Origin of the sequence: Parafrankia discariae (assembly GCF_000373365.1) — a bacterium.
GTDB lineage: Bacteria > Actinomycetota > Actinomycetes > Frankiales > Frankiaceae > Parafrankia > Parafrankia discariae.
On the sequence record NZ_KB891126.1, the window covers coordinates 58,716 to 79,458 of the forward strand.

The 20,743-nt window shown below is 72.6% G+C and carries 20 protein-coding genes; 12 read left to right on the forward strand and 8 right to left on the reverse strand.

The features are described 5' to 3' along the window. Nucleotides 1-106 precede the first annotated feature (106 nt). Nucleotides 107-1,693, forward strand: coding sequence for a WS/DGAT domain-containing protein (locus tag B056_RS35415; RefSeq protein ID WP_018501044.1), 1,587 nt, complete (start codon nucleotides 107-109; stop codon nucleotides 1,691-1,693). A 72-nt stretch (nucleotides 1,694-1,765) separates the two neighbouring features. On the opposite strand, the gene B056_RS0106305 is transcribed toward B056_RS35415, so the two are convergent. Beyond that, the gene (locus tag B056_RS0106305; RefSeq protein ID WP_018501045.1) at nucleotides 1,766-2,773 is read right to left on the reverse strand and encodes a helix-turn-helix domain-containing protein; all 1,008 of its coding nucleotides are present in this window, start codon (nucleotides 2,771-2,773) and stop codon (nucleotides 1,766-1,768) included. Between the two features lie 248 nt (nucleotides 2,774-3,021). Here B056_RS0106305 and B056_RS0106310 point away from each other — a divergent pair, with 248 nt between their 5' ends. Together B056_RS0106310 and B056_RS0106315 are read left to right on the forward strand one after the other, a co-directional pair. After that, nucleotides 3,022-3,861 (forward strand): alpha/beta fold hydrolase, encoded by an 840-nt coding sequence (locus B056_RS0106310; RefSeq protein ID WP_018501046.1) that lies wholly within the window; start codon nucleotides 3,022-3,024, stop codon nucleotides 3,859-3,861. Nucleotides 3,862-3,877: 16 nt separating this feature from the next. Then, nucleotides 3,878-4,735 (forward strand): alpha/beta hydrolase, encoded by an 858-nt coding sequence (locus B056_RS0106315; RefSeq protein ID WP_018501047.1) that lies wholly within the window; start codon nucleotides 3,878-3,880, stop codon nucleotides 4,733-4,735. Nucleotides 4,736-4,848: 113 nt separating this feature from the next. Here the strand turns inward: B056_RS0106315 and B056_RS0106320 are convergent, their stop codons facing one another. The 3 genes from B056_RS0106320 to B056_RS0106330 all read right to left on the reverse strand — a co-directional run bounded on the left by B056_RS0106320 (nucleotide 4,849) and on the right by B056_RS0106330 (nucleotide 7,820). Then, on the reverse strand, nucleotides 4,849-5,613 hold the full coding sequence (locus B056_RS0106320; protein ID WP_018501048.1) for a maleylpyruvate isomerase family mycothiol-dependent enzyme: 765 nt from the start codon (nucleotides 5,611-5,613) through the stop codon (nucleotides 4,849-4,851). A gap of 128 nt (nucleotides 5,614-5,741) precedes the next feature. Then, nucleotides 5,742-6,908: an acyl-CoA dehydrogenase family protein gene (locus tag B056_RS0106325; RefSeq protein ID WP_018501049.1), complete on the reverse strand. Its 1,167-nt coding sequence runs from the start codon at nucleotides 6,906-6,908 to the stop codon at nucleotides 5,742-5,744. Nucleotides 6,909-7,058: 150 nt separating this feature from the next. Continuing rightward, the gene (locus tag B056_RS0106330; RefSeq protein WP_018501050.1) at nucleotides 7,059-7,820 is read right to left on the reverse strand and encodes an SDR family NAD(P)-dependent oxidoreductase; all 762 of its coding nucleotides are present in this window, start codon (nucleotides 7,818-7,820) and stop codon (nucleotides 7,059-7,061) included. A 204-nt stretch (nucleotides 7,821-8,024) separates the two neighbouring features. Between B056_RS0106330 and B056_RS0106335 the strand changes: the two genes are divergently transcribed. Together B056_RS0106335 and B056_RS0106340 are read left to right on the forward strand one after the other, a co-directional pair. Continuing rightward, a complete protein-coding gene (locus B056_RS0106335) occupies nucleotides 8,025-8,222 on the forward strand; it encodes an antitoxin (RefSeq protein WP_018501051.1) in 198 nt (65 codons plus the stop codon). Nucleotides 8,223-8,306: 84 nt separating this feature from the next. Beyond that, nucleotides 8,307-9,548: a low temperature requirement protein A gene (locus tag B056_RS0106340; protein WP_018501052.1), complete on the forward strand. Its 1,242-nt coding sequence runs from the start codon at nucleotides 8,307-8,309 to the stop codon at nucleotides 9,546-9,548. A gap of 63 nt (nucleotides 9,549-9,611) precedes the next feature. On the opposite strand, the gene B056_RS0106345 is transcribed toward B056_RS0106340, so the two are convergent. Next, nucleotides 9,612-9,956: a YybH family protein gene (locus tag B056_RS0106345; protein ID WP_026239392.1), complete on the reverse strand. Its 345-nt coding sequence runs from the start codon at nucleotides 9,954-9,956 to the stop codon at nucleotides 9,612-9,614. Between the two features lie 200 nt (nucleotides 9,957-10,156). Here B056_RS0106345 and B056_RS0106350 point away from each other — a divergent pair, with 200 nt between their 5' ends. After that, nucleotides 10,157-11,080 (forward strand): LysR family transcriptional regulator, encoded by a 924-nt coding sequence (locus B056_RS0106350; RefSeq protein ID WP_018501054.1) that lies wholly within the window; start codon nucleotides 10,157-10,159, stop codon nucleotides 11,078-11,080. Between the two features lie 50 nt (nucleotides 11,081-11,130). Here the strand turns inward: B056_RS0106350 and B056_RS0106355 are convergent, their stop codons facing one another. Both B056_RS0106355 and B056_RS0106360 read right to left on the reverse strand, forming a co-directional pair. Next, on the reverse strand, nucleotides 11,131-11,931 hold the full coding sequence (locus B056_RS0106355) for an alpha/beta fold hydrolase (protein ID WP_230202850.1): 801 nt from the start codon (nucleotides 11,929-11,931) through the stop codon (nucleotides 11,131-11,133). An 8-nt stretch (nucleotides 11,932-11,939) separates the two neighbouring features. Further along, nucleotides 11,940-12,872 (reverse strand): enoyl-CoA hydratase, encoded by a 933-nt coding sequence (locus tag B056_RS0106360; protein ID WP_018501056.1) that lies wholly within the window; start codon nucleotides 12,870-12,872, stop codon nucleotides 11,940-11,942. A 273-nt stretch (nucleotides 12,873-13,145) separates the two neighbouring features. Here B056_RS0106360 and B056_RS0106365 point away from each other — a divergent pair, with 273 nt between their 5' ends. The 6 genes from B056_RS0106365 to sigJ all read left to right on the forward strand — a co-directional run bounded on the left by B056_RS0106365 (nucleotide 13,146) and on the right by sigJ (nucleotide 19,069). Continuing rightward, nucleotides 13,146-14,006, forward strand: coding sequence for a hypothetical protein (locus tag B056_RS0106365; RefSeq protein WP_018501057.1), 861 nt, complete (start codon nucleotides 13,146-13,148; stop codon nucleotides 14,004-14,006). A 217-nt stretch (nucleotides 14,007-14,223) separates the two neighbouring features. Continuing rightward, nucleotides 14,224-14,622 (forward strand): PPOX class F420-dependent oxidoreductase, encoded by a 399-nt coding sequence (locus B056_RS0106370; protein ID WP_018501058.1) that lies wholly within the window; start codon nucleotides 14,224-14,226, stop codon nucleotides 14,620-14,622. 304 nt (nucleotides 14,623-14,926) lie between these two features. Beyond that, entirely contained in the window at nucleotides 14,927-16,066 is a 1,140-nt protein-coding gene (locus B056_RS0106375; RefSeq protein WP_018501059.1) for an acyl-CoA dehydrogenase family protein, read from the forward strand. Beyond that, nucleotides 16,063-17,331: an acyl-CoA dehydrogenase family protein gene (locus B056_RS0106380; RefSeq protein WP_018501060.1), complete on the forward strand. Its 1,269-nt coding sequence runs from the start codon at nucleotides 16,063-16,065 to the stop codon at nucleotides 17,329-17,331. The genes B056_RS0106375 and B056_RS0106380 overlap by 4 nt, the downstream gene beginning before the upstream one ends. A gap of 171 nt (nucleotides 17,332-17,502) precedes the next feature. Next, on the forward strand, nucleotides 17,503-18,198 hold the full coding sequence (locus B056_RS0106385) for an NAD(P)-dependent oxidoreductase (RefSeq protein ID WP_018501061.1): 696 nt from the start codon (nucleotides 17,503-17,505) through the stop codon (nucleotides 18,196-18,198). Further along, nucleotides 18,191-19,069 carry an RNA polymerase sigma factor SigJ gene (gene sigJ / locus B056_RS0106390; protein WP_018501062.1) on the forward strand — a complete coding sequence of 293 codons (879 nt, stop codon included), beginning with the start codon at nucleotides 18,191-18,193 and terminating at the stop codon, nucleotides 19,067-19,069. The genes B056_RS0106385 and sigJ overlap by 8 nt, the downstream gene beginning before the upstream one ends. 13 nt (nucleotides 19,070-19,082) lie before the next feature. Here sigJ and B056_RS0106395 read toward each other — a convergent pair whose 3' ends face one another. Beyond that, the gene (locus B056_RS0106395) at nucleotides 19,083-20,741 is read right to left on the reverse strand and encodes a carotenoid oxygenase family protein (RefSeq protein WP_018501063.1); all 1,659 of its coding nucleotides are present in this window, start codon (nucleotides 20,739-20,741) and stop codon (nucleotides 19,083-19,085) included. Nucleotides 20,742-20,743 lie beyond the last annotated feature (2 nt).

Genomic DNA, 20,743 nt, shown 5'->3' on the forward strand with positions numbered 1-20,743 from the left:
TGGGTATAGGTATCTCTCGCGCACAGTCGCGCCGATCCGCCAGGACCGTTGATCAGTTGGTTCCGGCCTGTACCCGACGCCCGCGGACGGGTTGGGGCAGCGTCTGATGGGTCTGCTCGACGCGATCACGAACATGGGCCACACTCCGGCGCACGTCCGCCCGCTGACCCCGGGCGACCGCGCCTATCTCGCCTTCGTCCGCCGCAATCCCGGCGAGTACCAGGACATCGGCGCGCTGCTGCACTTCGACGGCGCCCCGCTGGACCTGCCGGCCCTGCGGGCCCACGTGGCCGAGCGGCTGCGTGACCCGCGGGCGCGGATGTTGACCGACCGTCTCGACACGGTGCGGGTCTGGTCCCCGGAGCGGGGAGCGTCGGCCGAGGAGACCCGCTGGGTCTCCGACCCCGACATGAACCTCGACGACCACGTCGTCGCCGTCGACCTGCCCCCCGCCGACGGGGCCACCGCGACGGGCCAGGCCGCGGACGCCGCCCACGACGTCCGGCTGCGGGCCGCCGTCGACGCGATCGCCGCCCGGCCGATCGACCTCACCCGGCCGCCGTGGATGCTCTACCTGCTGCGTGACCCGACCCCGGGCGCGACGGGCACCGCGCTGGTCTACCGCTCCAGCCACGTCCAGCAGGACGGCTTCGCGCTCTACCGGGTGATGCACCTGCTGTTCGGCGAGAGCGACGAGGTCGATCTCGGGCTGGCGCCGGCGATCCGCCGCCCCCGCCCGGCCGACTACGCCCGGTTCGTCGGCCGCGGGATCTCCTGCCTGCTGCCGACCCGGCGTCTCGAGTCCTGGGGCGGCCCGCCGAGCGGTCCGGCCCGGCACACCTGGGTGACCGTGGAGCTCGCCACGCTGCGCGCGGTGGCCCGTCAGCACGGCGTCACCGTGAACGACGTCTACCTCGCCGCGCTCGCCGGGGCCCTGCGCGCCTGGTCGCTGCCGGAGTGGGAGCGCAGCGGCCGGCAGCTGCACGCGCTGATGCCGGTCAGCATCCGCTCCGCGGCCGAGCAGGACATCCTGTCGAACCACAGCACGGGAGCGCGTGTCCCGCTGTTCTGCAGTGAGCCCGACCCGGCCCGGCGGGTGGCCCTGATCGCGGCGGAGACCCGCCGGATGAAGCAGGGCGGGCTGGGCCTGGTGGAGCGCCACCACTTCCCGCTCATGGCGGCGCGGGCCTCCCAGCGGATACTCGCCAGCGTCGGCAGCTACCCGGCGCAGATCAACAAGATGGCGGTGGTGGCGACCAACGCCCGGTCGATCCGCGGCCCGTTCTCCATCGCCGGCCGCCGGATGACCAGCCTGGTCGGCATGGGCCCGCTGCTCGTCGGACGTCAGCACCTGGCCGTGGCGATGTTCGGCGTGGACGACCGGGTCGGGGTCACCTTCGTGGCCAGCGAGAGCGTCCCGGACCATGCCCGGCTCGCCGACCTGTGGCTGGCCGAGCTGGCCGCGCTGGGCCGCTCCGACGCGCCGGCCGGGGTGAGCGTGCCGACCCAGCGCCTGCCCGCGGCTTCGGCCGCGGTGACCGCCGTCATGGCCGGCGCGGTGCCCGGTGCCGTCTCCGGTGCCGTTTCGGGCGCTGTCTCGAATGCGGTGACCGGTGCCGTCCGGACCGAGGTCGGCGCCCTCATCCGCCCCTGGCGCCGCCGCCTCGCCACCCCGGCGACCCCCGCCGTGTGACTCTCCCGTTCCCTGCCGGAACCACCCCCGCGGCGGCCCGGTGATACGTGGTGGGTGAGTGATCCCTGGATGTCACTCACCCACCGCGCATCCTCCGGCGCTGAGACGGGACCCCGGGCTCGGGGGTCCGGCGGGCTGGCGGCGCCATTGCTGGGGAGTGGTGCCGTAGGCGGCTCGGAAACGGCGGGTGAAGTGGGAGGGGTCGGCGAAGCCGTTGGCCCGGGCGATGGCGGCGATGCTGCGGCCGCGGGCGTCCCGGGCCACGAGCTGGGAGCGGGCGCGTTCCAGCCGGTTGCGCACGATCCACTGTTCCAGGCTGAACTCCGCCTCCCGGCACAGCCGGTAGAGGTGACGCACGGAGATCCCGACCGCGGCCGCGACGCCGTCCGCGTTCAGACCGGGATCGGCCAGGTGGGTCAGGACGTGGTGCCGCACCCGGGCCAGCGTGATCTCCGCCGGTGTTCCCGGGGCCCCGTCGGGGCCGCGGGCCGCGCTCACCAGTAGCGCCCGGACGAGCTCGACGGTCGCGGTGCCGATGCCCGCGGCGGACTCGTCCCGCTCGAGGGCCGGGGCGTCGCGGGCCAGCGCGGCGAGATGGTCGGCGACCAGCGGGTAGAGCGGGCTGCGCGCGAGGTTCGGGGCGCCGCGCCGGACGACCTCGCCCGGCAGGCCGAGCGAGGCGAGCGGTACCTGCAGGCCCTGGCCGCATCCGCCCTCGGCGTTGGCGTACTCGAACGCGGAACTCAGATCGGTGCAGTACAGCTCGCCGGCGCCCAGCTCGCGGCGGACCCCGAACTGCTCCTGGACGGCGCGCCCGTGCCGGCGCTGCGCGAAGGACAGCACCGGGGGAGCACTGTCCCGGCGCACGTGCCGGTCGGTACGGATCATGTGCTGGCCGGCGTTGACGGTCGTGCGGATCAGGGCGACCTCGCCGAAGCTCCACGACTCGATCCGGCCCCGGATGTCGTGCCGCGCGTGCACGCTGAACCGACTGGGGACGGTGAGCGCCACGATGGCGTCCCGGGCGACCTCGGCCCGCCGCGGCGCCGGCAGATGGTCGAGATCCAGAACCGTCCCCACCGGTGCTCCTCCCGTCCCGCTTCTTTCTGCCCGGCCGGCGCGGGGTGGCGGCGGACCGGCCATGAGCCCCGCCGAACGGTCCGATCAGTCGTCCCAAGGCTCGCGGATGTGGCACGGAGAGTCCAGAACCGTGCGCGCAGAGACCAGCGGAATCCACCCGATCCGCCTAGCGTGGAAGTGAGAGGACGCCTGCTGACGACCGGCGCCGGGGTCGACTCGCACGACCCGGGCCGCCGAGAGGAGACATCGTGGCGACCGTGACGACGCTGGACGGCACCGAGATCTACTACAAGGACTGGGGCGAGGGCCGGCCCGTGCTCCTCAGCCACGGCTGGCCGCTGCAGGCGGACAGCTGGGAGGCCCAGATGCTCTTCCTGGCCTCGAACGGGTACCGCGTCGTCGCGCACGACCGCCGCGGGCACGGGCGGTCGTCCCAGCCGTGGAACGGCAACGACATGAACACCTACGCCGACGACCTCGCCGCCCTGATCAGCCACCTGGACCTGCGCGAGGTGACTCTGGTCGGGTTCTCGACGGGCGGCGGTGAGGTCGCCCGCTACGTCGGCCGGCACGGCACGGACCGGGTCGCGCAGATCGTGCTGGTCTCCTCCGTGCCGCCGTTCATGCTGAAGACCGACGACAATCCCGGCGGCGTTCCGATCGAGGTTTTCGACGGCCTGCGGGCCGCCTCGCTCGCCGACCGCTCGCAGGCCTACCGGGATCTCGCCGACGGGCCGTTCTTCGGCGCCAACCGCCCCGGGCAGGAACGCTCCCAGGGCATCCGTGACTCGTTCTGGCTGCAGGGGATGCAGACCGGCGCGCGCAACGCCTACGAATGCATCGCCGCGTTCTCGGCCACCGACTTCCGGCCCGATCTCGCCGCGTTCGACGTGCCGACGCTGGTGATCCACGGGGACGACGACCAGGTGGTCCCGATCGAGGTCGGCGGCAGGCGTTCGGTGGAACTGGTCAAGGGCGCCGAGCTGACGGTGTACGAAGGTGCTCCGCACGGCCTCACCGAAACGCACAAGGACCGGCTGAACGCCGACCTGCTCGCTTTTCTCGCCACCCATCCCGCCTCCGTCTGACCGACAAGGAGACACGTTGAGCATCGACAGCGGCTCGGCCGGCCCCGCCGGCCCCGGCGAACCCGACACGATCGTCCTGGTGCACGGCCTGTGGATGACTCCACGCAGCTGGGAGGGCTGGGTCAGCCGGTTCGAGGAGAAGGGGTACCGGGTCATCGCGCCGGCCTACCCCGGTTTCGAGGTGGAGGTCGAGGCACTGCGGGCGGACCCGCAGGTCATCGCGGACCTCACCGTCCCGGCCACCGTCGACCATCTGGCCGCGGTGATCGAGGGCCTCGACTCCCCGCCGATCATCATCGGACACTCGTTCGGGGGCACTCTCACCCAGCTGCTGCTCGCTCGCGGGCTGGGCGCCGCGGGGGTCGTCGTCGACTCGGCGCCGACCGAGGGAGTGCACGTCAACCCGCTGTCCCAGGTGAAGTCGCTGTTCCCGATCCTGAAGAATCCCGGGAACTTCCACAAGGCGGTCGGGTTCACCCCGGAGGAGTTCCACTACGCCTTCGCCAACACCCTCAGCCGGGAGGATTCCGACAAGGTCCACGAGCGTTACCACATCCCGGCTCCGGGGAACTGGGTGTGGGTCTACGGCCTGATCGCCAACTTCAAACCGGGACACCAGGAGACCTGGGTCGACTACGACCGCGACGACCGGGCACCGCTGCTGTTCATCGGCGGCGGGTCGGACCACATCATGCCGCCGTCGGTGAACAGGTCGAACGCGAAGAAGTACCACAACTCCGCCGCACTGACCGAGTACTTCGAGTTCGAGGGCCGGTCGCACTGGACCTGCGCCGAGCCCGGCTGGGAGGCCGTCGCCGACCACGCGCTGCAGTGGGCCCTGAAGCACGCCGGCCAGCGCCCGGCCACCGGCTGACCCCGCCCGTCCCACTTCACCCGCTGATACCGGGGTGACCTTCGGTCGCCCTCCGGGCGCGCCGGCGCCGCGACCTGCGTGCGGTAGCGGCGCCGGCGCGCCCGGACGTCAACTCAGGACGCGTAGTTCCGCAGGACTCGCAGTGCCAGTTCGGCGTGCGGCCCGCGGGCGACCAGGCCGGAGGCGGCCGGGTCCAGCCGGCCTGCCCCGACCCGGCAGAACGCGCCCGCGGAGCCCGTGACGGTCGAGGCGGCCGCGGGGGGTCCGTACCGCCAGGCCGAGCCGTCCGGCGCGGTCAGCTCGCAGTACACCTCGTGCGGTTCCGCGCCGGCGATGATGAAGGAGTAGGGAAGCGTGCGGTGCCCCAGCCACGCGATGTGGCGCAGCCGGGCGGTGTCGGGAAAGTCGATCCCGAACGGGCTGGTGATGTCGAGCCCGTGCGCCCAGTGCTCCGCGATCCGGGTGACCGCAAGCGTCGCCGGCCGCAGTGGTGCCGCCACCCAGCGGAGCTGGCTGCCCGGATCGGCTCGCCGCAGCGCGGCGAGCGCGGCGTGCCGCGCGGTGCGCCAGCGTTCGAAGACGGCGCTGGGCGCGGCGCGCTCCCGGCGCACCCAGACATCCATGAGGTCGTCCACGGTGGACGTGCCGCCGTCCGAGCCGGACGTGCCGGTCAGCAGCGGTGACGGGCGGCCGTCGACGCTCGCCGCGACGGCTTCCTCGCTCTGGGCCAGATGCAGCACCACGTCGGCGACGGACCAGCCCGCGGCGGCGGACGGAGCGGCCCACCGGGCGTCGCCGAGACCGTCGAGGATGGCTTCGAGGCGATCACCCTCGGCCGCGAGGTCGTCGAAGATCTCCACAGTCGAGATGATCCCCATGGCCGCAGCATAGATCATTCCGCGACCGCCGTTTCACCGGACGCCCACTGCCCGCCACCCGAGCAGCCGAGTGGTCGTGCCCGGTCGGCTGCTCGGGCGGCGCATGCGGTGCGCCGCGTGCGGCGTGCTCAGTACGACTTGGGCAGGCCGAGCACGTGCTGGGAGACGTAGTTGAGGACCATCTCCTGGCTGACCGGGGCCAGCCGCATGATCCGCGACTCGCGGAAGTAGCGCTCCACGTGGTACTCGCGGGCGTAGCCCATCCCGCCGTGGGTCTGGATGGCCTGGTCGGCGGCCTTGAAGCCGGCGTCCGCGCACAGCCACTTCGCCATGTTCGCCTCGGGCCCGCAGGGCAGCCCCTGGTCGTAGCGCCAGGCGGCCTTGCGCGCCATCAGCTCGGCGGCGTCCAGCCGGATCTGGGCCTCCGCCAGCGGGAAGGCGATCCCCTGGTTCTGCCCGATCGGCCGGTCGAAGACGATCCGCTCCTTGGCGTAGCGGGTGGCCTTCTCCACCGCGGCCCGCCCGATGCCCAGCGCCTCGTGGGCGAGCAGGATTCGCTCCGGGTTCAGCCCGTCGAGCAGGTACTTGAACCCCTTGCCCTCCTCGCCGATGCGGGTGGACTCGGGCACGAAGTAGTTGTCGATGAAGACCTCGTAGGACGAGACCGCGTTGCGCCCCATCTTCGGGATGGCGCGCAGGTCGATGTGGTTGCGGTCGATGTCGATGAGGAACAGCGACATTCCCTCGGTGGGCTTGGTGACCTCCTCGCGCTTCGTCGTCCGCGCGATGAGGATCATCTTCTGCGAGTCGCCGGCCTTGGTGATCCAGACCTTCCGGCCGTTGATCCGGTAACCGCCGTCCACCTTCTCGGCGAAGGTGGTGATCCGGGTGGTGTCCGTCCCGGCGTTCGGCTCGGTGACGCCGAAACACACGTGCAGCGAGCCGTCCGCCGCCGACGGCAGGATCTCCTTCTGCAGGTCCGGGCTGCCGTGCTTGACGATCGTGTTCAGGCCGAAAATCGTCAGGTGCATGATGCTGCACCCGTTCATGCCGGCACCGGAGGCGGCGATCTCCTCAAGCAGCAGTGACGCCTCGGCGATCCCCAGGCCGCCGCCGCCGAACTCCGTCGGGATGGCGATGCCGAGCCAGCCGCCCTCGGCGAACGCGTTGTAGAAATCCCATGGGAACTCGCCCTGCTGGTCCTTCTCCGCCCAGTACTCGTCCCCGAAGCTGCGGGCGAGCTCCCGCGCACCGGCCCTGAGCTGCTCCTGATCCTCGGTGAGTTCGAAGTGCATCGGCTGACCTTCCACTGGACGAGGCGGGGACGAGATGGGCGGGACGGCAGTCGCCTGCCGGACTGCTGTTAGACAGCGCTAACAGACTGGCACGTCACGGAGCCTCCGGTCGCGGGCCTGTTCCGATTTTCACGGACCGGCGCTCGGCGCTCAGCGCAGGACCGTGCCGCCGTCGACGTTCACGACCTGCCCGTTGATCCAGGATCCCTCGTCCGAGAGCAGGTAGGCGACCATGCTCGAGATGTCCCGGGCCTCGCCGTGCCGGGTGCTGCGGGTGCGGGCCAGCATCGCCGACAGCATGTCCGGCGGGGCGCCCTCCCGGATCTCGGTGGTGAGGATCAGCCCGGGCGTCACCGCGTTCGCGCGGATCCCCTCGGTGCCCCACCGGGACGCGACGTGCCGGGCGAGCGCGTTGATGCCCGCCTTGGTCACCGCGTACGCGGGGCGCTGCGGCTCGCCGGTGAACGACGCGATGGACGACGTGTAGACGAGCGCGCCGCCGCCGCGTTCCAGCAGCCGCGGGATGGCGTGCCGGCTGACGAGCATGTGGCCGCGCAGGTTCACCGCGACCGTGCGGTCCCAGATCGCCAGGTCGATGTCGACGACGTTGCTGTCCTTCTGGACGGCGCCCATGTCGCCGGCGTTGACGTGCACGGCGTCCAGGCCGCCGTGGGTGCGCACGGTGAAGGCGACCAGTTCGGCGACGGAGGCGTCGTCGGAGATGTCGAAGCCCGCCGCGACCGCGTCGCCGCCGGCCTCCCGGATGGCCGCCGCGGTCCGCTGCGCGCCGGCGAGGTCCAGATCGCCGACGACGACCTTGGCGCCCTCCCGGGCCAGCCGCCCGGCCGAGTCGGCCCCGAGCCCGGTGGCCGCGCCCGCCACCAGGATGATCTTTCCCTGTAGTCCGTCCATATCCCGCTTCTCCCACAGTCTCGCGGCGGGGCGCCACCAACCGCTGCCCAGGTCCGTCCGCCGCGTCCGGCCGGCCGCGCGGGAAAGCGGTGCCTCTGACCTGGGCAGTGGTGCTGTGGACCGGCGCCGCTGTCCCGCCGCACGTGAGACCATGTGCCCCGCATGCGGGCAGGGCCCGCCAACGACGGAGCGGAGAGCCAACGGATGTTCGACCGGCTGAAAGATCTCAAGGACAAGGCCGAGGATCTCGCCGAGGAGCACGACGACAAGATCGTCGACGGTCTGGAGAAGGCCGGTGACATCGCCGACGACCGGACCGGCGGCAAGTACGGCGACAAGATCGACATCGGTGTCGACAAGGCTCAGGACTACGTCCGGAAGCTCGGCGAGACCGACAGCTGAACGCCTGCGCCGGCGCCCACGAGCTGTCGTCTCCCGGAACCGCTCGTAACGCGGTCGTTGGCTCGGCTCCGGTGTCGTACGCGAATGATCACGAAGGGGTCGACCGTGCCGGAGACGTCCGAGCCGACCGCCCCCGTCGGGCGCCGCTGGCGGGTGCCGATGGGGGCCCGCTCCGCCGATGAGAGCCACCGGGCGTCGACGCCGCTGGAGCTGCTGTTCGACCTGACCTTCGTGGTCGCCGTCGCCGCCGCGGCGGTCGAGCTGGCGCACGCCGTCGCCGACGACCACGTCGGGGACGGCCTCGTCAGCTTCCTGATGGTCTTCTTCGCCATCTGGTGGGCGTGGATGAACTTCACCTGGTTCGCCTCCGCCTACGACTGCGACGACGTCCCGTACCGACTGCTGACGCTGCTGCAGATGGGCGGTGTGCTCGTGCTCGCCGCGGGCGTGCCCGCCGCGTTCGAGGACACCGACTTCACCGCGGTGACGGCCGGCTACGTGATCATGCGGGCGGCGATGGTGACGCAGTGGCTGCGTGCCGGGCACGGCGACCCGGCGAGCCGGGCGACCGCCTACCGCTACGCCGCCGGCACCGTCGTGATCCAGGCCGGCTGGCTGGCCCGGCTGGCTCTGCCGGAGACCGCGGGGTTCGTCGGCTTCTTCGTGCTCGTCGCGCTGGAGCTGGCCGTCCCGCTGTGGGCCGAGCGGCACACGGCGACCACCTGGCACCCGCACCACATCGCCGAGCGGTACGGCCTGTTCACGATCATCGTGCTCGGCGAGAGCGTGCTCGCGGCCTCCCGCGCGCTCACCCCGGCGGTCGAGGCCGGCGTCACCACCGACGCCGTCCTGCTCGGCGGCGGCGGGCTGGGCGTGCTGTTCGGCTGCTGGTGGCTGTACTTCGCCGCGCCCGCCGGCCGGGGCCTGGCCACCCACCGCGGGATGTCGTTCTACTGGGGCTACGGGCACTACGGGATCTTCGCCGCCCTCGCCGCGCTCGGCGCGGGCCTCGAGGTCACGGCGGAGACCCTCGTGCACGACATCCACGCCTCGGACGGCGTCGCCGGGTTCGCCGTCGCGCTGCCCCTGATCGCGTTCCTGCTGCTGCTCTGGGCCCTGCACGCGCCGCTGGAGGCCGCGCCGGTCACCTACCTCGGTGTCGTCGTGGCCGCCTGCGGCGCGCTGGCCGTGATCGCCTGGACGGCGGCCGCCGGCCTCGCCCTGCCGTGGGCCGTCGTCGCGCTGAACCTGCCGATCTGGGCCGCCATCGCGCTCCAGGTCATCGTGGACGACCGCCGCGCCCGGACGTCCACCGTGTTCGGATGACCACCCCCGTGCTCGGATGACCACCGTGGACGCCTGACCGCCCGTGGGCGTGGGCCCACGGGCTCAGCGTGCCGGCGGGGTGAACTCGGGCTGGTCGAGCAGCCGCAGCCAACTCCCGTCCGGCTGGCGGCGGACGACCTGCGCCCGGGCGCCGGCCCCGTCCCTCGGCGGCGTCGACGTGAGCGCGATGTCGCCGCTGACCAGGGTGGGCAGCGGCTGCTCCGGCTCGAAGCGGGGGCCGCCGGCCAGCACCGCCGCCCACAGCTTCCGGATGGCCTCCCGGCCGACCGTCCGTCCGCCGGGCGGGTAGGCCAGCACCGCGTTCTCCTCGTAGAGCGCGGCGACGCCGGTGGCGTCACCGGCGTTGGAACGCTCGACGAACAGCCGGGTGATGTCCTCGGGCCGCATGGCCTTCTCGTAGTCCTGGTAGCGCCGCTCCTGGCCCTGGTCAAGGTCCTGCTCCTGCTCCTGCCGGCGCGCTTCCTGCCGGTCCGCCTGCTGCTGCGGCATGGCTGCCTCCCTGGTCGGCTGTGTCCTGCCGTCCAGCCTGCGACCGGGGGAATCAGAAGTCCAACAGATGGATCTACTCACGGCTAGCATCATTGCTTATGGAACTGCGTCAGCTGGAGTACTTCGTCGCGGTCGCCGAGGAGCGGAACTTCACCCGGGCGGCCGAGCGCAGCCACGTCAGCCAGTCCGGGGTCAGCGCACAGATCCGCCAGCTCGAACGGGATCTCGGCGCCGAGCTGTTCGACCGGTCAGGACGCGCGGTGACGCTCACCGCCGCCGGGGAGGCCGCGCTGGGCTGCGCCCGGGCCGCGCTCGCCGCCACCGCGGCCCTGCGCCAGGCGGTCGGCGAGGTCACCGGCCTGATCCGCGGCCAGCTCACCGTCGGCATGGTCACCGGCTGCACCGTCACACCGTTGTTCGACGCCCTCGCCGGTTTCCGCGGCGCCCACCCAGGGGTGGACGTCTCCCTGCTGGAAGGCAACTCCGACCAGCTCGTCTCGGAGGTCCGCGCCGGGACGGTAGACCTGGCCCTGGTGGGCAGCGCCGCCCCGGCCCCCGAGGGGCTGGGGGCGCTGACGATCGTCGAGGAGCTGCTGGTGGCGGCGGTCCAGCCCGGTCACCCCCTGGCGGAGCGGCCCCGGATCACCCTGCGTGACCTGTGTCGGCACCCGGTCGTGTGCATGCCGCCCGGCACCGGCCTGCGCACCGTGTTCGACCGGGCCTGCCAGGCCCGCGACCTTCACCCCAGGATCGCGTTGCAGGCCAGCGCGCCCGATGCCATAGCCGACCTCGCCAGCCGCGGCCTGGCCGTGGCCGTCCTCAGCACGTCGATGGCGGCGGCGTACGGCGACCGCCTCGTCGCGCTCCCCGTGGAGGGCCTCGACCTGCCGGCGCTGCTCACCCTCGTCTGGCGCGCCCCGGCCGGCCCCGCGGTCCGAGAACTGCTCGCCCACGCCCGCCGGGCCTTCGCCGTCCCCGATCCGGACAGTCCCCGAACGGCGCTCCAGCCCCGCCACGCCTGATCCGCCATGGCGGATCCCTCGGTGAGCCGGCCCGGGGGCGGCGAGGTCCGTCACGCGCTCACGGCACCGTCCCGGCCGACGTCGGTGAGCCGGTCCAGGAAGGGGACGAGGGCCGCGAGGTAGGCGTCGGGATCACCGCTCCACAGGTCGTGGCCGGCGCCGGGGATGGTCTCGATCTCGACCGCCGGCAGCGCGCGGCGCCACTGGTCGGCGACCTGGTCGGTCACCACCGTGCTGCGGCGCCCGCCCCTGATCACCAGGACGGGGAAGTTCAGTCCGGAAAGCCGGTCCCACAGCGGTACGTCCCGGCTCTCGGCGAAGATCGCCCGTGCCGCGTGGTCCGCCATCCGGTCGATCATCGGCACACCGCGGATCTCCGCCCGCAGCTGCCGCTCGACGACGGCGTCGGGCGGGCGCACGTGCCGTGCCCCGTAGTCGCCGACCACCAGCCCACGCACCCGCTCCGGATGCGCCAGCGCATGACCGAGCGCGTAGGACGACCCGCGTGAGAACGCGACGAGGACCGGCCGCTCCACCTCGAGCGCGCTGATGACCGTGCCCAGGTCGCCGACGTGGTCCTCCCAGGTGTACCCGCTGGCCGGCGCGTCGCTGCCGCCCCGCCCCCGCAGGTCGACGACGACGACCCGTCGCCCGGTGGACCGGTGCTCGTGGACCCGCTGCTCACCGAGCCGGTCGAGTAGCCAGCCGTACTCGGCCGCGGACTCGCCCATGCCCGGCACCACCACGACCGGCGGCGCGGCGGCGCCCCGTCGTCCGTTGTCGAGCGCGTGCAGCCGGACCCCGCCGTTGCTGACGAAGACGGACCCCCCGGCGCCACGCGGCTCGGTCACCGCCGCCGTCACGAGGACCTGCCGCGGTTCTTCATGGATGTCAGCCCGGCGAGGGAGGGAGTGCCGTTGTTCCGCAGCGCGGCGCGGGCGTGGGCGAGGTGGTGCATGTCGAACACCGAGTCGACGGCGGTGGTGAAACCCTGGACGTCGAGGGTGTGGTTGACGGCGCGCTTGGCCATGCGCAGCGCGAACGGGTCCTGGCGGGCGATGCGGCGGGCAAGCTCCAACGTGGCCGGGTACAGGTCGTCGAGCGGGACGACCCTGTTGACCATGCCGAGCCCGAGCGCTTCGGCGGCCGTGACGGGACCACCGGTGAACAGCAGCTCCTTGGCCTTGCGAGCCCCGAGCTCCCAGGTGTGACCGTGGTACTCGACCCCGCCGATGCCCATGTGCAGGACGGGGTCGGAGAACTCGGCGTCGTCGGCGGCGACGATGAGATCGCAGGGCCAGCAGAGCATGAGCCCACCGGCGATGCACTTGCCCTGGACGGCGGCGATCGACGGTTTCGGGATGTCCCGCCAGGTCTTCGCGTAGTGCAGGTAGTGCCGGGTCTCCCAGTCGTAACCACTGTCGGGCGTCCACGCCGGGCGCGGGACGTCACTCTCGGTTCCGGACATGTCGTGGCCGGCCGAGAAGTGCTTCCCGGTAGATCTCAGGATGATGACCCGGACCTCGGCGTCGGCGTCGGCGGCCTGCCAGGCCTCGTCGAGCTCGCGCAGGACCGTGGCGTTCTGTGCGTTGGCGGCCTGCGGCCGGTTCAGTGTGATGACGGCGATGTGCTCGTCGACGACCTCGTAGTCGACGTGCTCGGCCTTGTGGTCGACGTGCTCGGGCCGCGTCGCGCTGTCACCCGCGCCGCCGGCCGGGTTCGTGGTCGGGCTGTCGTTCGCGTTGCCGGTCGAGCTCAGGGCCGGGCTGTCGGTCGCGTTGTCGGGATGCATCGGGTCTCCTTCGCCGGTGCTGGGCGGACGGGAGCGGGACCGCGGTCGACGGGAACCCGGGGGAGCTGTCCGACATTGACGTCGACATCAGTATTCATCCACGGGAGTCGGAAAAGGTCAACGCTCACCCCCAGCCTCGCCCCCATCCCATGCTTCCCGCCACCCCTGCGCCCCTTCCCGCCCCGCTCACAGCCCCACTCGTCCGGGTGGGTGTTCTGGGAGGCTCGGGCTCGCTTTGATGGTGTCCCGCTGGACGCGAGGGGGTCGGTTGCCGTGGAGATCGACGGGATGATGCTGGCGTTGCTGGAGATCCCGGCTGAGTGCACGGTCGAGTACAACCGGTGGTACGACCTCGACCACATGCCCGAGCACCTGGCCAAGCCCGACGTGCTCCTGGGACGTCGCTACGTCGCCCCCCGCGACCTGCGGGAAGCGCCGGGGGTCGTCCGTTCCGACCTGCTCGGCGGGTATCCGCCGTACCTGACCACCTACTGGTTCGGCGGTCCGCTCGACATGACCAGTGAGCAGGCCCGGGAGGGCTGGCTCGCCCTGGACCGGACGCTCCTGCGGGGCGGGCGCTTCTGGCGGATCGGGCGGCCTCGCCACAGCTCGCGGTGGCGGGTCGCCGCGGCCTGGAGCCGCCCGGGGTGCCTGGTGCGGTCCGTGGCCGTCCCGTATCTCGCGCACCGGGGGGTGATCGTGGCTCTCGGGCGGGCGCCGTCGGCGGCCCGGCTGGACGAGGCGGTGGCCTGGTGGGAACGGGTGCACCTGCCCGACCTGGCGGCCGTCCCCGGGCTGCTCGGCGCCGTCCGACTGAAATGGGCGGACGGGGCCGGCGCGGGCGGGGCCGGCGGAGGCGAGCCTGGGGCCGACGGGGATGGCGCGGCGGCGTCGGGGTCGGATCTCGTGCTGCACCTGCTGCTGTGCGAGGACCAGCCCGAGCTGGTGATGGGGCGGATCGAGGAGGCCAAGCGGTACTGGCGGGCCGTCGGTCGGTTCCCCGCGCACCGCGGGGCTTACGAGGAGCTGGCCTTCCTGCCCTACCGGCTGATCGTGCCGCTCGAGTACGACTTCGACATCACCGAGGACGCGGCCGAGGAGGTCGCCGCCGCGACCACGGACGTCGTCGGCTGACGGGGCTGGCTCGCGCCGTCCCCGGCCGTCCCCGGCCGGCTCGGCGCGGCTGGTGCCGGGTGGGTGGCGCGGGTGCGGGAATATCACGATGGTCCGGCGCCGCTGAGCGTTCGGGCGGCGACGTTCACGACCGGTGGCGTCGTCCAGGCGGGGTGGGGCCGCGGGGCGGTCGAGGTCGCCGTGCCGTGCCGGTACCCACGACGACGGAGGTAAGGACATGGGCAAGCTCGAGGACGGGGCGAAGGCGCTGCTGGAGCAGCCCTTCCACGGGTGGGTGACCACGCTGACCGCGGACGGCTCGCCGCACAGCACGGTGGTCTGGGTCGACGTGGACGGCGACGACGTCCTGTTCAACACCGCGGTCGGGCGGGTCAAGGAGAAGCACCTGCGCAAGGACCCGCGGGTGTCCGTGGGCGTGCTCGACCCGGAGGACCGCTACCACGTGGTCAGCGTGACGGGCACGGCCACCCTGGACACGGAGGGCGCCGACGCCCACATCGACCGGTTGGCCAAGAAGTACCTCGGGGTCGACAGCTACCCGTTCCGCCAGCCCGGCGAGCAGCGGATCATCGTGCGCATCACGCCGACGAAGGTGATCTACAGCGCCGGCTCCTGAGCGCCGGCCCCGGCGTCGGTCTCCGCCGGGGCCGCCCGCGGTCGCCGCTCCGGCTCGGACCCGCCTGGCTCCGGCCCGCCCCGGCGACCTTCTGGCGACCGCCCGGGCACCGTCCGTGGGATTCCGGTCGCAGGGTCCCCGGGTGGGCCGGTTCCGTCACCGCGTCAGGGGTGGGATCGGGGGTTCCCGGCGGTACCGGGGTAACTGTTGAAGTTCTGTCAAAAATCGCTATACGTTTTCAGTCTGACCTCTTGCGGTGCCAGGTGGCGCGCGAGGGCCTCAAGCGTCGTGGAGGTAACAGACTGTGCTGCTGGAGTTGGATCCCGATCAGGAAGTCCTGCGGGAGGCGACGGCTCGGTATCTGACCGACCGGGTGCCCACCGAGAAGATCCGGCGGCTGCGGAACGACGTCTCGGGATTCGAGGCGGATTACTGGCGTGCCGGCGCCGAGCTCGGCTGGACGTCCCTGCTGGTGGCCGAGGAGCACGGCGGCGGTTCGATCAGCGGGGCGGGCCTGGTCGACCTGACCGTGGCCGCGCACGAGTTCGGGCTCCGGGCGGCGCCCGGACCGCTGGTGCCGACGAACGTCGTCGCGGCGGCGCTGAGCGCCGTCGGCGGCGCGGCGCACGAGGCCGTGCTGGCGGGGCTGCTGGAGGGCACGGCGATCGCCTCGTGGGGCTACGCCGAGCCGGCGCCGAACGACCGGCTGGGCACGGTGGAGCTGACCTGCCGGGTCGAGGGCGACGAGATCGTCCTCGACGGGGTCAAGCGGCCGGTCGAGTCGGCGGGCGTGGCGCAGTTCCTGCTGGTCACGGGGCGCGGCGAGGCGGGCCTCACCCAGGTGCTCGTCCCGACCGACACGCCGGGCGTGACGGTCGAGCCGCTGCGCACCGTCGACCTGACCCGGCGCTTCTCCAGCGTCCGGTTCGACGGGGCGCGGGTGCCGGCGAGCGCGCTGGTCGGTGAGCTCGGCGGGGCCGCGGAGCAGGTGGAGCGCCAGCTTCAGCTCGCCCTGGTGATTCTCAGCGCGGAGAGCGTCGGCGCGATGCAGGCCGCCTTCGACATGACGGTGCAGTGGGCGTTCGAGCGTTACTCGTTCGGCCGGCCGCTGGCCTCCTACCAGGAGCTCAAGCACCGGTTCGCGGACATGAAGTCGTGGCTGGAGGCGGCGCACGCCATCAGCGACACGGCGGCGAGCGCCGTCGGCGCGGAGTCGCCGGACGCCCCCGAGCTGGTCAGCGCCGCGAAGGCGTTCATCGGTGAGTACGGGGTCGAGCTGCTCCAGGACTGTGTCCAGATCCACGGCGGGATCGGCGTGACCTTCGAGCACGACCTGCATCTCTTCCTGCGCCGGGTCGTCCTCGACCGCGCGCTGTACGGCACCCCCGCCGAGCACCGGCAGCGGATCGCCGGCGTGGTCGAACATCTCAAGGAGCGGGCATGAGCACGGGCGACATCGAGGACGTCGAGACCTTCCGCCAGCGGGCGCGGGCCTGGATCCGGGGCAACCTCGCGCCGCTGCCGGCGGGCAGCGGGATCGGCGTGATGCGCGCGGGGGAGAGCGACGAGGCGGAGCTCGCCGCCGTCGCGCGCCAGCGCGAGATCCAGCGGATGTTCTACGACGCGGGTTTCGCCGGGATCGCCTTCCCCCGTGAATACGGCGGCCAGGGGCTCACCGCGGACCACCAGAAGGCCTTCAGCGAGGAGATCTCGGGCTACGAGTATCCCGCCGACATCCAGGCCCCGACCTTCTCGCCGTGCGCCGCGGTGCTGCTCGACTTCGGCACCGAGGAGCAGAAGCGCCAGCACATCCCGGCGATTCTGAAGGGCGAGGAGCTGTGGATGCAGTTCCTGTCCGAGCCGAGTGCCGGTTCGGACGTCGCCGCCGCGCTGACCAGCGCCGTCCGCGACGGTGACGACTGGATTCTGAACGGCTCGAAGATCTGGACGACCGGCGCCTGGTGGTCGGACTGGGGCCTCGTCCTGGCCCGGACGAACTGGGACGTCCCGAAGCACCGCGGGCTGACCGTGTTCATCCTGCCGATTCACCAGCCGGGTATCGAGGTGAACCGCATCGAGATGCTGAACGGCAACAAGGAGTTCTGCCAGGAGTACCTCACCGACGTGCGGGTCCCGGACACCGACCGCATCGGCGAGGTCGACGACGGCTGGACGGTCGGCACCCGGTGGATGTTCCACGAGCGGATGCTGCACAACTCGCCGCTGGTCACCATCCCCGCCGACGGGGCGCGCGGCACGATCCGCGCCACCCACCTGGTGGAGATCGCGCGTGACGCCGGCCGGCTCGAGGACCCGCTGGCCCGCGACCTGATCGGCGAGGGCCGCATGCTCGACCTCGTCACGCACGCGCTGCAGGGTCGGCTGTCCCGCGGCCTGCGGTCGGGCAGGATGCCTGACCAGTCGGCGGCCATCGGCCGGCTGTTCACCGGTGTGACGGCCGCCCGGACCACGACGCTCTCGTTCAACCTCGCCGGCGGGGCGAGCGCGGCCTGGACGGACGACGACGGCGCGACCGCCGAGTGCGGCAACGACTTCCTGCTGCGGCAGGTGAGCTGCATCGGCGGCGGCACCACCGAGATGGCCCGCAACGTCGTCAGCGAGCGGGTGCTCGGCATGCCCCGCGAACCGGCGAAGGACCGCGGGATCGCCTTCCGGGACGTCCCGCGGGGCGCCTCGAACCGGGGCTGACCCCACCGGTCTCCCGAACAGCGGCCGGGCGCGTCACCCACGCGCCCGGCCGCTGTCGTTCGCCCGTCACATCCGACCTGCGAGATCCGACGTATCCGTGGAGCGCCCGCGGCGCGGGAACCAGACCGCGCCATCGGGCGGACACGAGCGCAGGCGAGGGACGGCAGCTTTATGAAGATCACGGTTTTCGGAGCCGGCGGGGCCACCGGGCGCCTCCTGGCGCGACAGGCACTCGACGCGGGCCACGCCGTGACGGCGGTGACCCGCCGCCCCGCGGAGTTCCCGCTGGCCGGTGAGCGGCTCACCGTCATCGGGGCCGACGTGTCCGACGGGGCCGCCGTCACGCCGGCGATCGCGGGCGCCGACGCGGTGCTGTCCAGCCTGGGGGTTCCGTTCACCCGTGCCCCGATCACCGTCTACAGCCAGGGGACCGCGCGGATTCTCGAAGCGATGGCGCGGCACGGCGTGAAACGGCTGGCCGTCGTCAGCTCGACGGCGGTCGACCCCCACCCGCACAGCGAGGGCGGGTTCGTGCTCAACCGGATCATGCAGCCGATGATCGCCAGGACGATCGGCCGGACCACGTACGCGGACATGCGGGCCATGGAGGGGATCGTCCGCGAGAGCGGCGCGGAATGGACGATCATCCGGTCCGCCGGGCTGTTCGACGCCGACCGAGTCTCGCGCTACACCGTCAGCGAGAGCCCACTGGACGGAGTCTTCACCAGCCGCGCCGACCTGGCCGACTGCCTGCTGACGCAGGCCACCGGGAGGAGCCTCGTCGGCCGGACGGTCGAGATCACGACCGGCGAGAACGCCCCGACCCTCCTGCGGGTGATCCGCCGGGAGGCGTTCGGCCGTGACTGACCCCGCCTGGTGCGCCGAACAGTTCGAACGCCAGCGTCCCCAGCTGCGCGCCGTCGCCTACCGCATGCTCGGCTCCTTCGCGGACGCCGACGACGCGGTCCAGGAGGCCTGGCTGCGGCTCAGCCGGGCCGACGGGACGGCGATCAACAACCTGGCCGGTTGGCTGACCACCGTCGTCGGGCGCGTCTGCGTCGACCTGCTGCGCGCCCGCCGGGCTCGGCGCGAGGACCTGCCAGGCACCTGGCTGCCCGACCCGGTCATCATCGAGACCGACAGCCCCGATCCCGAACAACACGTCCTGCTGGCCGACTCGGTCGGTCTGGCGCTCCTCGTCGTCCTGGACAGTCTCCAACCGGCGGAGCGGCTCGCGTTCGTGCTGCACGACATGTTCGGCGTCCCGTTCGACGACATCGCCCCCGTCCTCGAAAGGACCCCGGCGGCGACCCGGCAGCTGGCCAGCCGCGCCCGCCGTCGTGTCCAGGGCAGCGGCACCCGGCCGGATCCCGACCTGCCCACCCAGCGTCGCGTGGCCGAGGCCTTCCTCGCCGCCGCCCGCGACGGTGACTTCGCCGCGCTCGTCGGACTCCTCGACCCGAACGTCCGGCTCCGGGTCGACACCGGGCCCCGCGCCTGGCTCGCCCCGCGGCTGCTCACCGGAGCCGGTGACGTCGCCGGCCACGCCGCCGCGCAGGGCCCACGCTTCGCCGGTCTCTGGGAACCCGCCCTCGTCAACGGCGCCGCCGGCATGATCGCGCGCGGCCGGGCCGGGCTGATCGCGGTCGTCGGCCTCACCGTCGTGAACGGCCGGATCCGCGAGATCGACCTGATTCTGGACGCCGACAGGCTGGCCGCCGTCGACGTCAACAGGTGACGCGCCCGGAGCCCTAGCCGAACGCCTCCACGATCTCGGTGACGATGGCGCGGGTGGCCGGGGAGAGGTCGTGCCAGCCGGTGCCCAGGTCGGCGGCGAACGAGCGCCGGTAGCCGGCGCCGGGGGAGCGGAGGGTCTCCGTGTAGCCGGAGTGGGACAGCACGGGCATGCGCAGGCCCGGGGCCGTCGCCACGGCGCACGGGCCGTGACCGAGCGCCAGGGCGTCGAAGACCTGCAGCTCGGTGCGGTCCCCGTGCTTGACGAAGACCACCACCCAGCCGTCGCCACCGGCCCCGTCGGGCACGAAGACCGGGGACTCGCAGATCGTCCCGGCCGGGAACGTCCACGCCGACCGCTCGGTCATCGACTCCAGCTCGACGCAGACCAGCGACGACGGGATCTCGGCCGTGGGCAGGTCGTCGACGTCCACCACCCGGAACGGATGGTCGGCGTACATCTCGACGATCGCCGAGACCATCGTGTCGGGGGTGGCGCCCCAGTACGCCTGCCACAGGTACCGGCCGCGCTCGAGCGCGGCCGGCCGGGTGTCGCGGGCGTACAGCAGGGTTCCCCAGTGCCGCCGCGGGTCGAGGAAGTACCTGCTCTGCCGCACCTGCCCGGTCCGGCCGTCGATGACGTGCCGCCCGACCGGCGCGGCGTCGACCGGCGTCGGCATGAACCCGGACAGGCAGCTGGGCAGCCGGGCCCCGGTGCGCCACACGGTGTCCGAGCGGGTGATCGCGTAGTTGATGTCCCAGCCGTTCGAGTGCGCGACGTACAGCGTGACGTCGTCGCCGTCCTGGCCGTAGTCGGCGAACTCGTGGAAGGACTCGTACGGGACCCGCGCGTGCGTCACCGGCACGGCGGAGCCGACCCGGGCCCGGGTCAGCTCCCGCTTGGCGACCAGGTAGATGTCGGTGAACGGCAGGTGCGGCTTGGTGCGGCCGCGGCCGGCGACGCTGCCGGGCTCCGGCTGGAAGCCGATCTCGGTGAAGACGACGTAGTCGCGGGTCACCGCGATCTCGTGGGTGCCCTGCGAGATGCGCGCCCCGGGGACCTCCCAGGTCTCCAGCTCGCCGTGGCCGTCCCAGCGCACCACCGACAGCGGGCCCTCCACGTCCGTGGTCGACCGGCCGCGCGGACGCAGGTGGATGTTGCTCCACCACAGGCAGCCCTCGTCGGGGTCGACCACCGGGTGCGAGGTCGTCTGCACCCCGGGGAACAGCGGGTGCGCCCTGACCTGGGGGTACTCGGACAGCGCGCCGAGGAACGTGCGGTAGGTCATCGTGACCGGGTCGAGCTCCACCGGCCGCTGTCGGTCGGCGGTGAGCAGCAGCCGGTCACCGAAGAAGTGCGGCGCGGTGTGGCTCAGTGCCGGACGGGTGCCGGCCAGCAGCCGCTGGAGCTCCTCCGGGGCCAGCGCGGCCCGCAGCCCGCCGAGCATCGCCAGGTCCGGGGTGACCACCCGACGGGTCCGCCAGGTGCGTCTCGCCAGGTCGACCCGGGTCAGCATTCCCGGGCCGCTCGGCGCGAAGTCCAGTACCGTCGGCTGGGCCGGCCCGACGACGAACACGAATCCGGTCAGTCCGTCCGGCCACCGGCCGTCGGTGACGACGAGATCGACCTCGTATTCCCGGCTCTGTTCGAGCACGTGGTAAACCGCGTGGTCCACGA

Coding starts and splice junctions, on each gene's coding strand:
- B056_RS35415 (WP_018501044.1), top strand. CDS start 107: ATGGGTCTGCTCGACGCGATCACGAACATGGGCCACACTCCGGCGCAC.
- B056_RS0106320 (WP_018501048.1), bottom strand. CDS start 5,613: ATGGGGATCATCTCGACTGTGGAGATCTTCGACGACCTCGCGGCCGAG.
- B056_RS0106325 (WP_018501049.1), bottom strand. CDS start 6,908: ATGCACTTCGAACTCACCGAGGATCAGGAGCAGCTCAGGGCCGGTGCG.
- B056_RS0106330 (WP_018501050.1), bottom strand. CDS start 7,820: ATGGACGGACTACAGGGAAAGATCATCCTGGTGGCGGGCGCGGCCACC.
- B056_RS0106335 (WP_018501051.1), top strand. CDS start 8,025: ATGTTCGACCGGCTGAAAGATCTCAAGGACAAGGCCGAGGATCTCGCC.
- B056_RS0106340 (WP_018501052.1), top strand. CDS start 8,307: ATGATCACGAAGGGGTCGACCGTGCCGGAGACGTCCGAGCCGACCGCC.
- B056_RS0106345 (WP_026239392.1), bottom strand. CDS start 9,956: ATGCGGCCCGAGGACATCACCCGGCTGTTCGTCGAGCGTTCCAACGCC.
- B056_RS0106350 (WP_018501054.1), top strand. CDS start 10,157: ATGGAACTGCGTCAGCTGGAGTACTTCGTCGCGGTCGCCGAGGAGCGG.
- B056_RS0106360 (WP_018501056.1), bottom strand. CDS start 12,872: ATGCATCCCGACAACGCGACCGACAGCCCGGCCCTGAGCTCGACCGGC.
- B056_RS0106370 (WP_018501058.1), top strand. CDS start 14,224: ATGGGCAAGCTCGAGGACGGGGCGAAGGCGCTGCTGGAGCAGCCCTTC.
- B056_RS0106380 (WP_018501060.1), top strand. CDS start 16,063: ATGAGCACGGGCGACATCGAGGACGTCGAGACCTTCCGCCAGCGGGCG.
- B056_RS0106385 (WP_018501061.1), top strand. CDS start 17,503: ATGAAGATCACGGTTTTCGGAGCCGGCGGGGCCACCGGGCGCCTCCTG.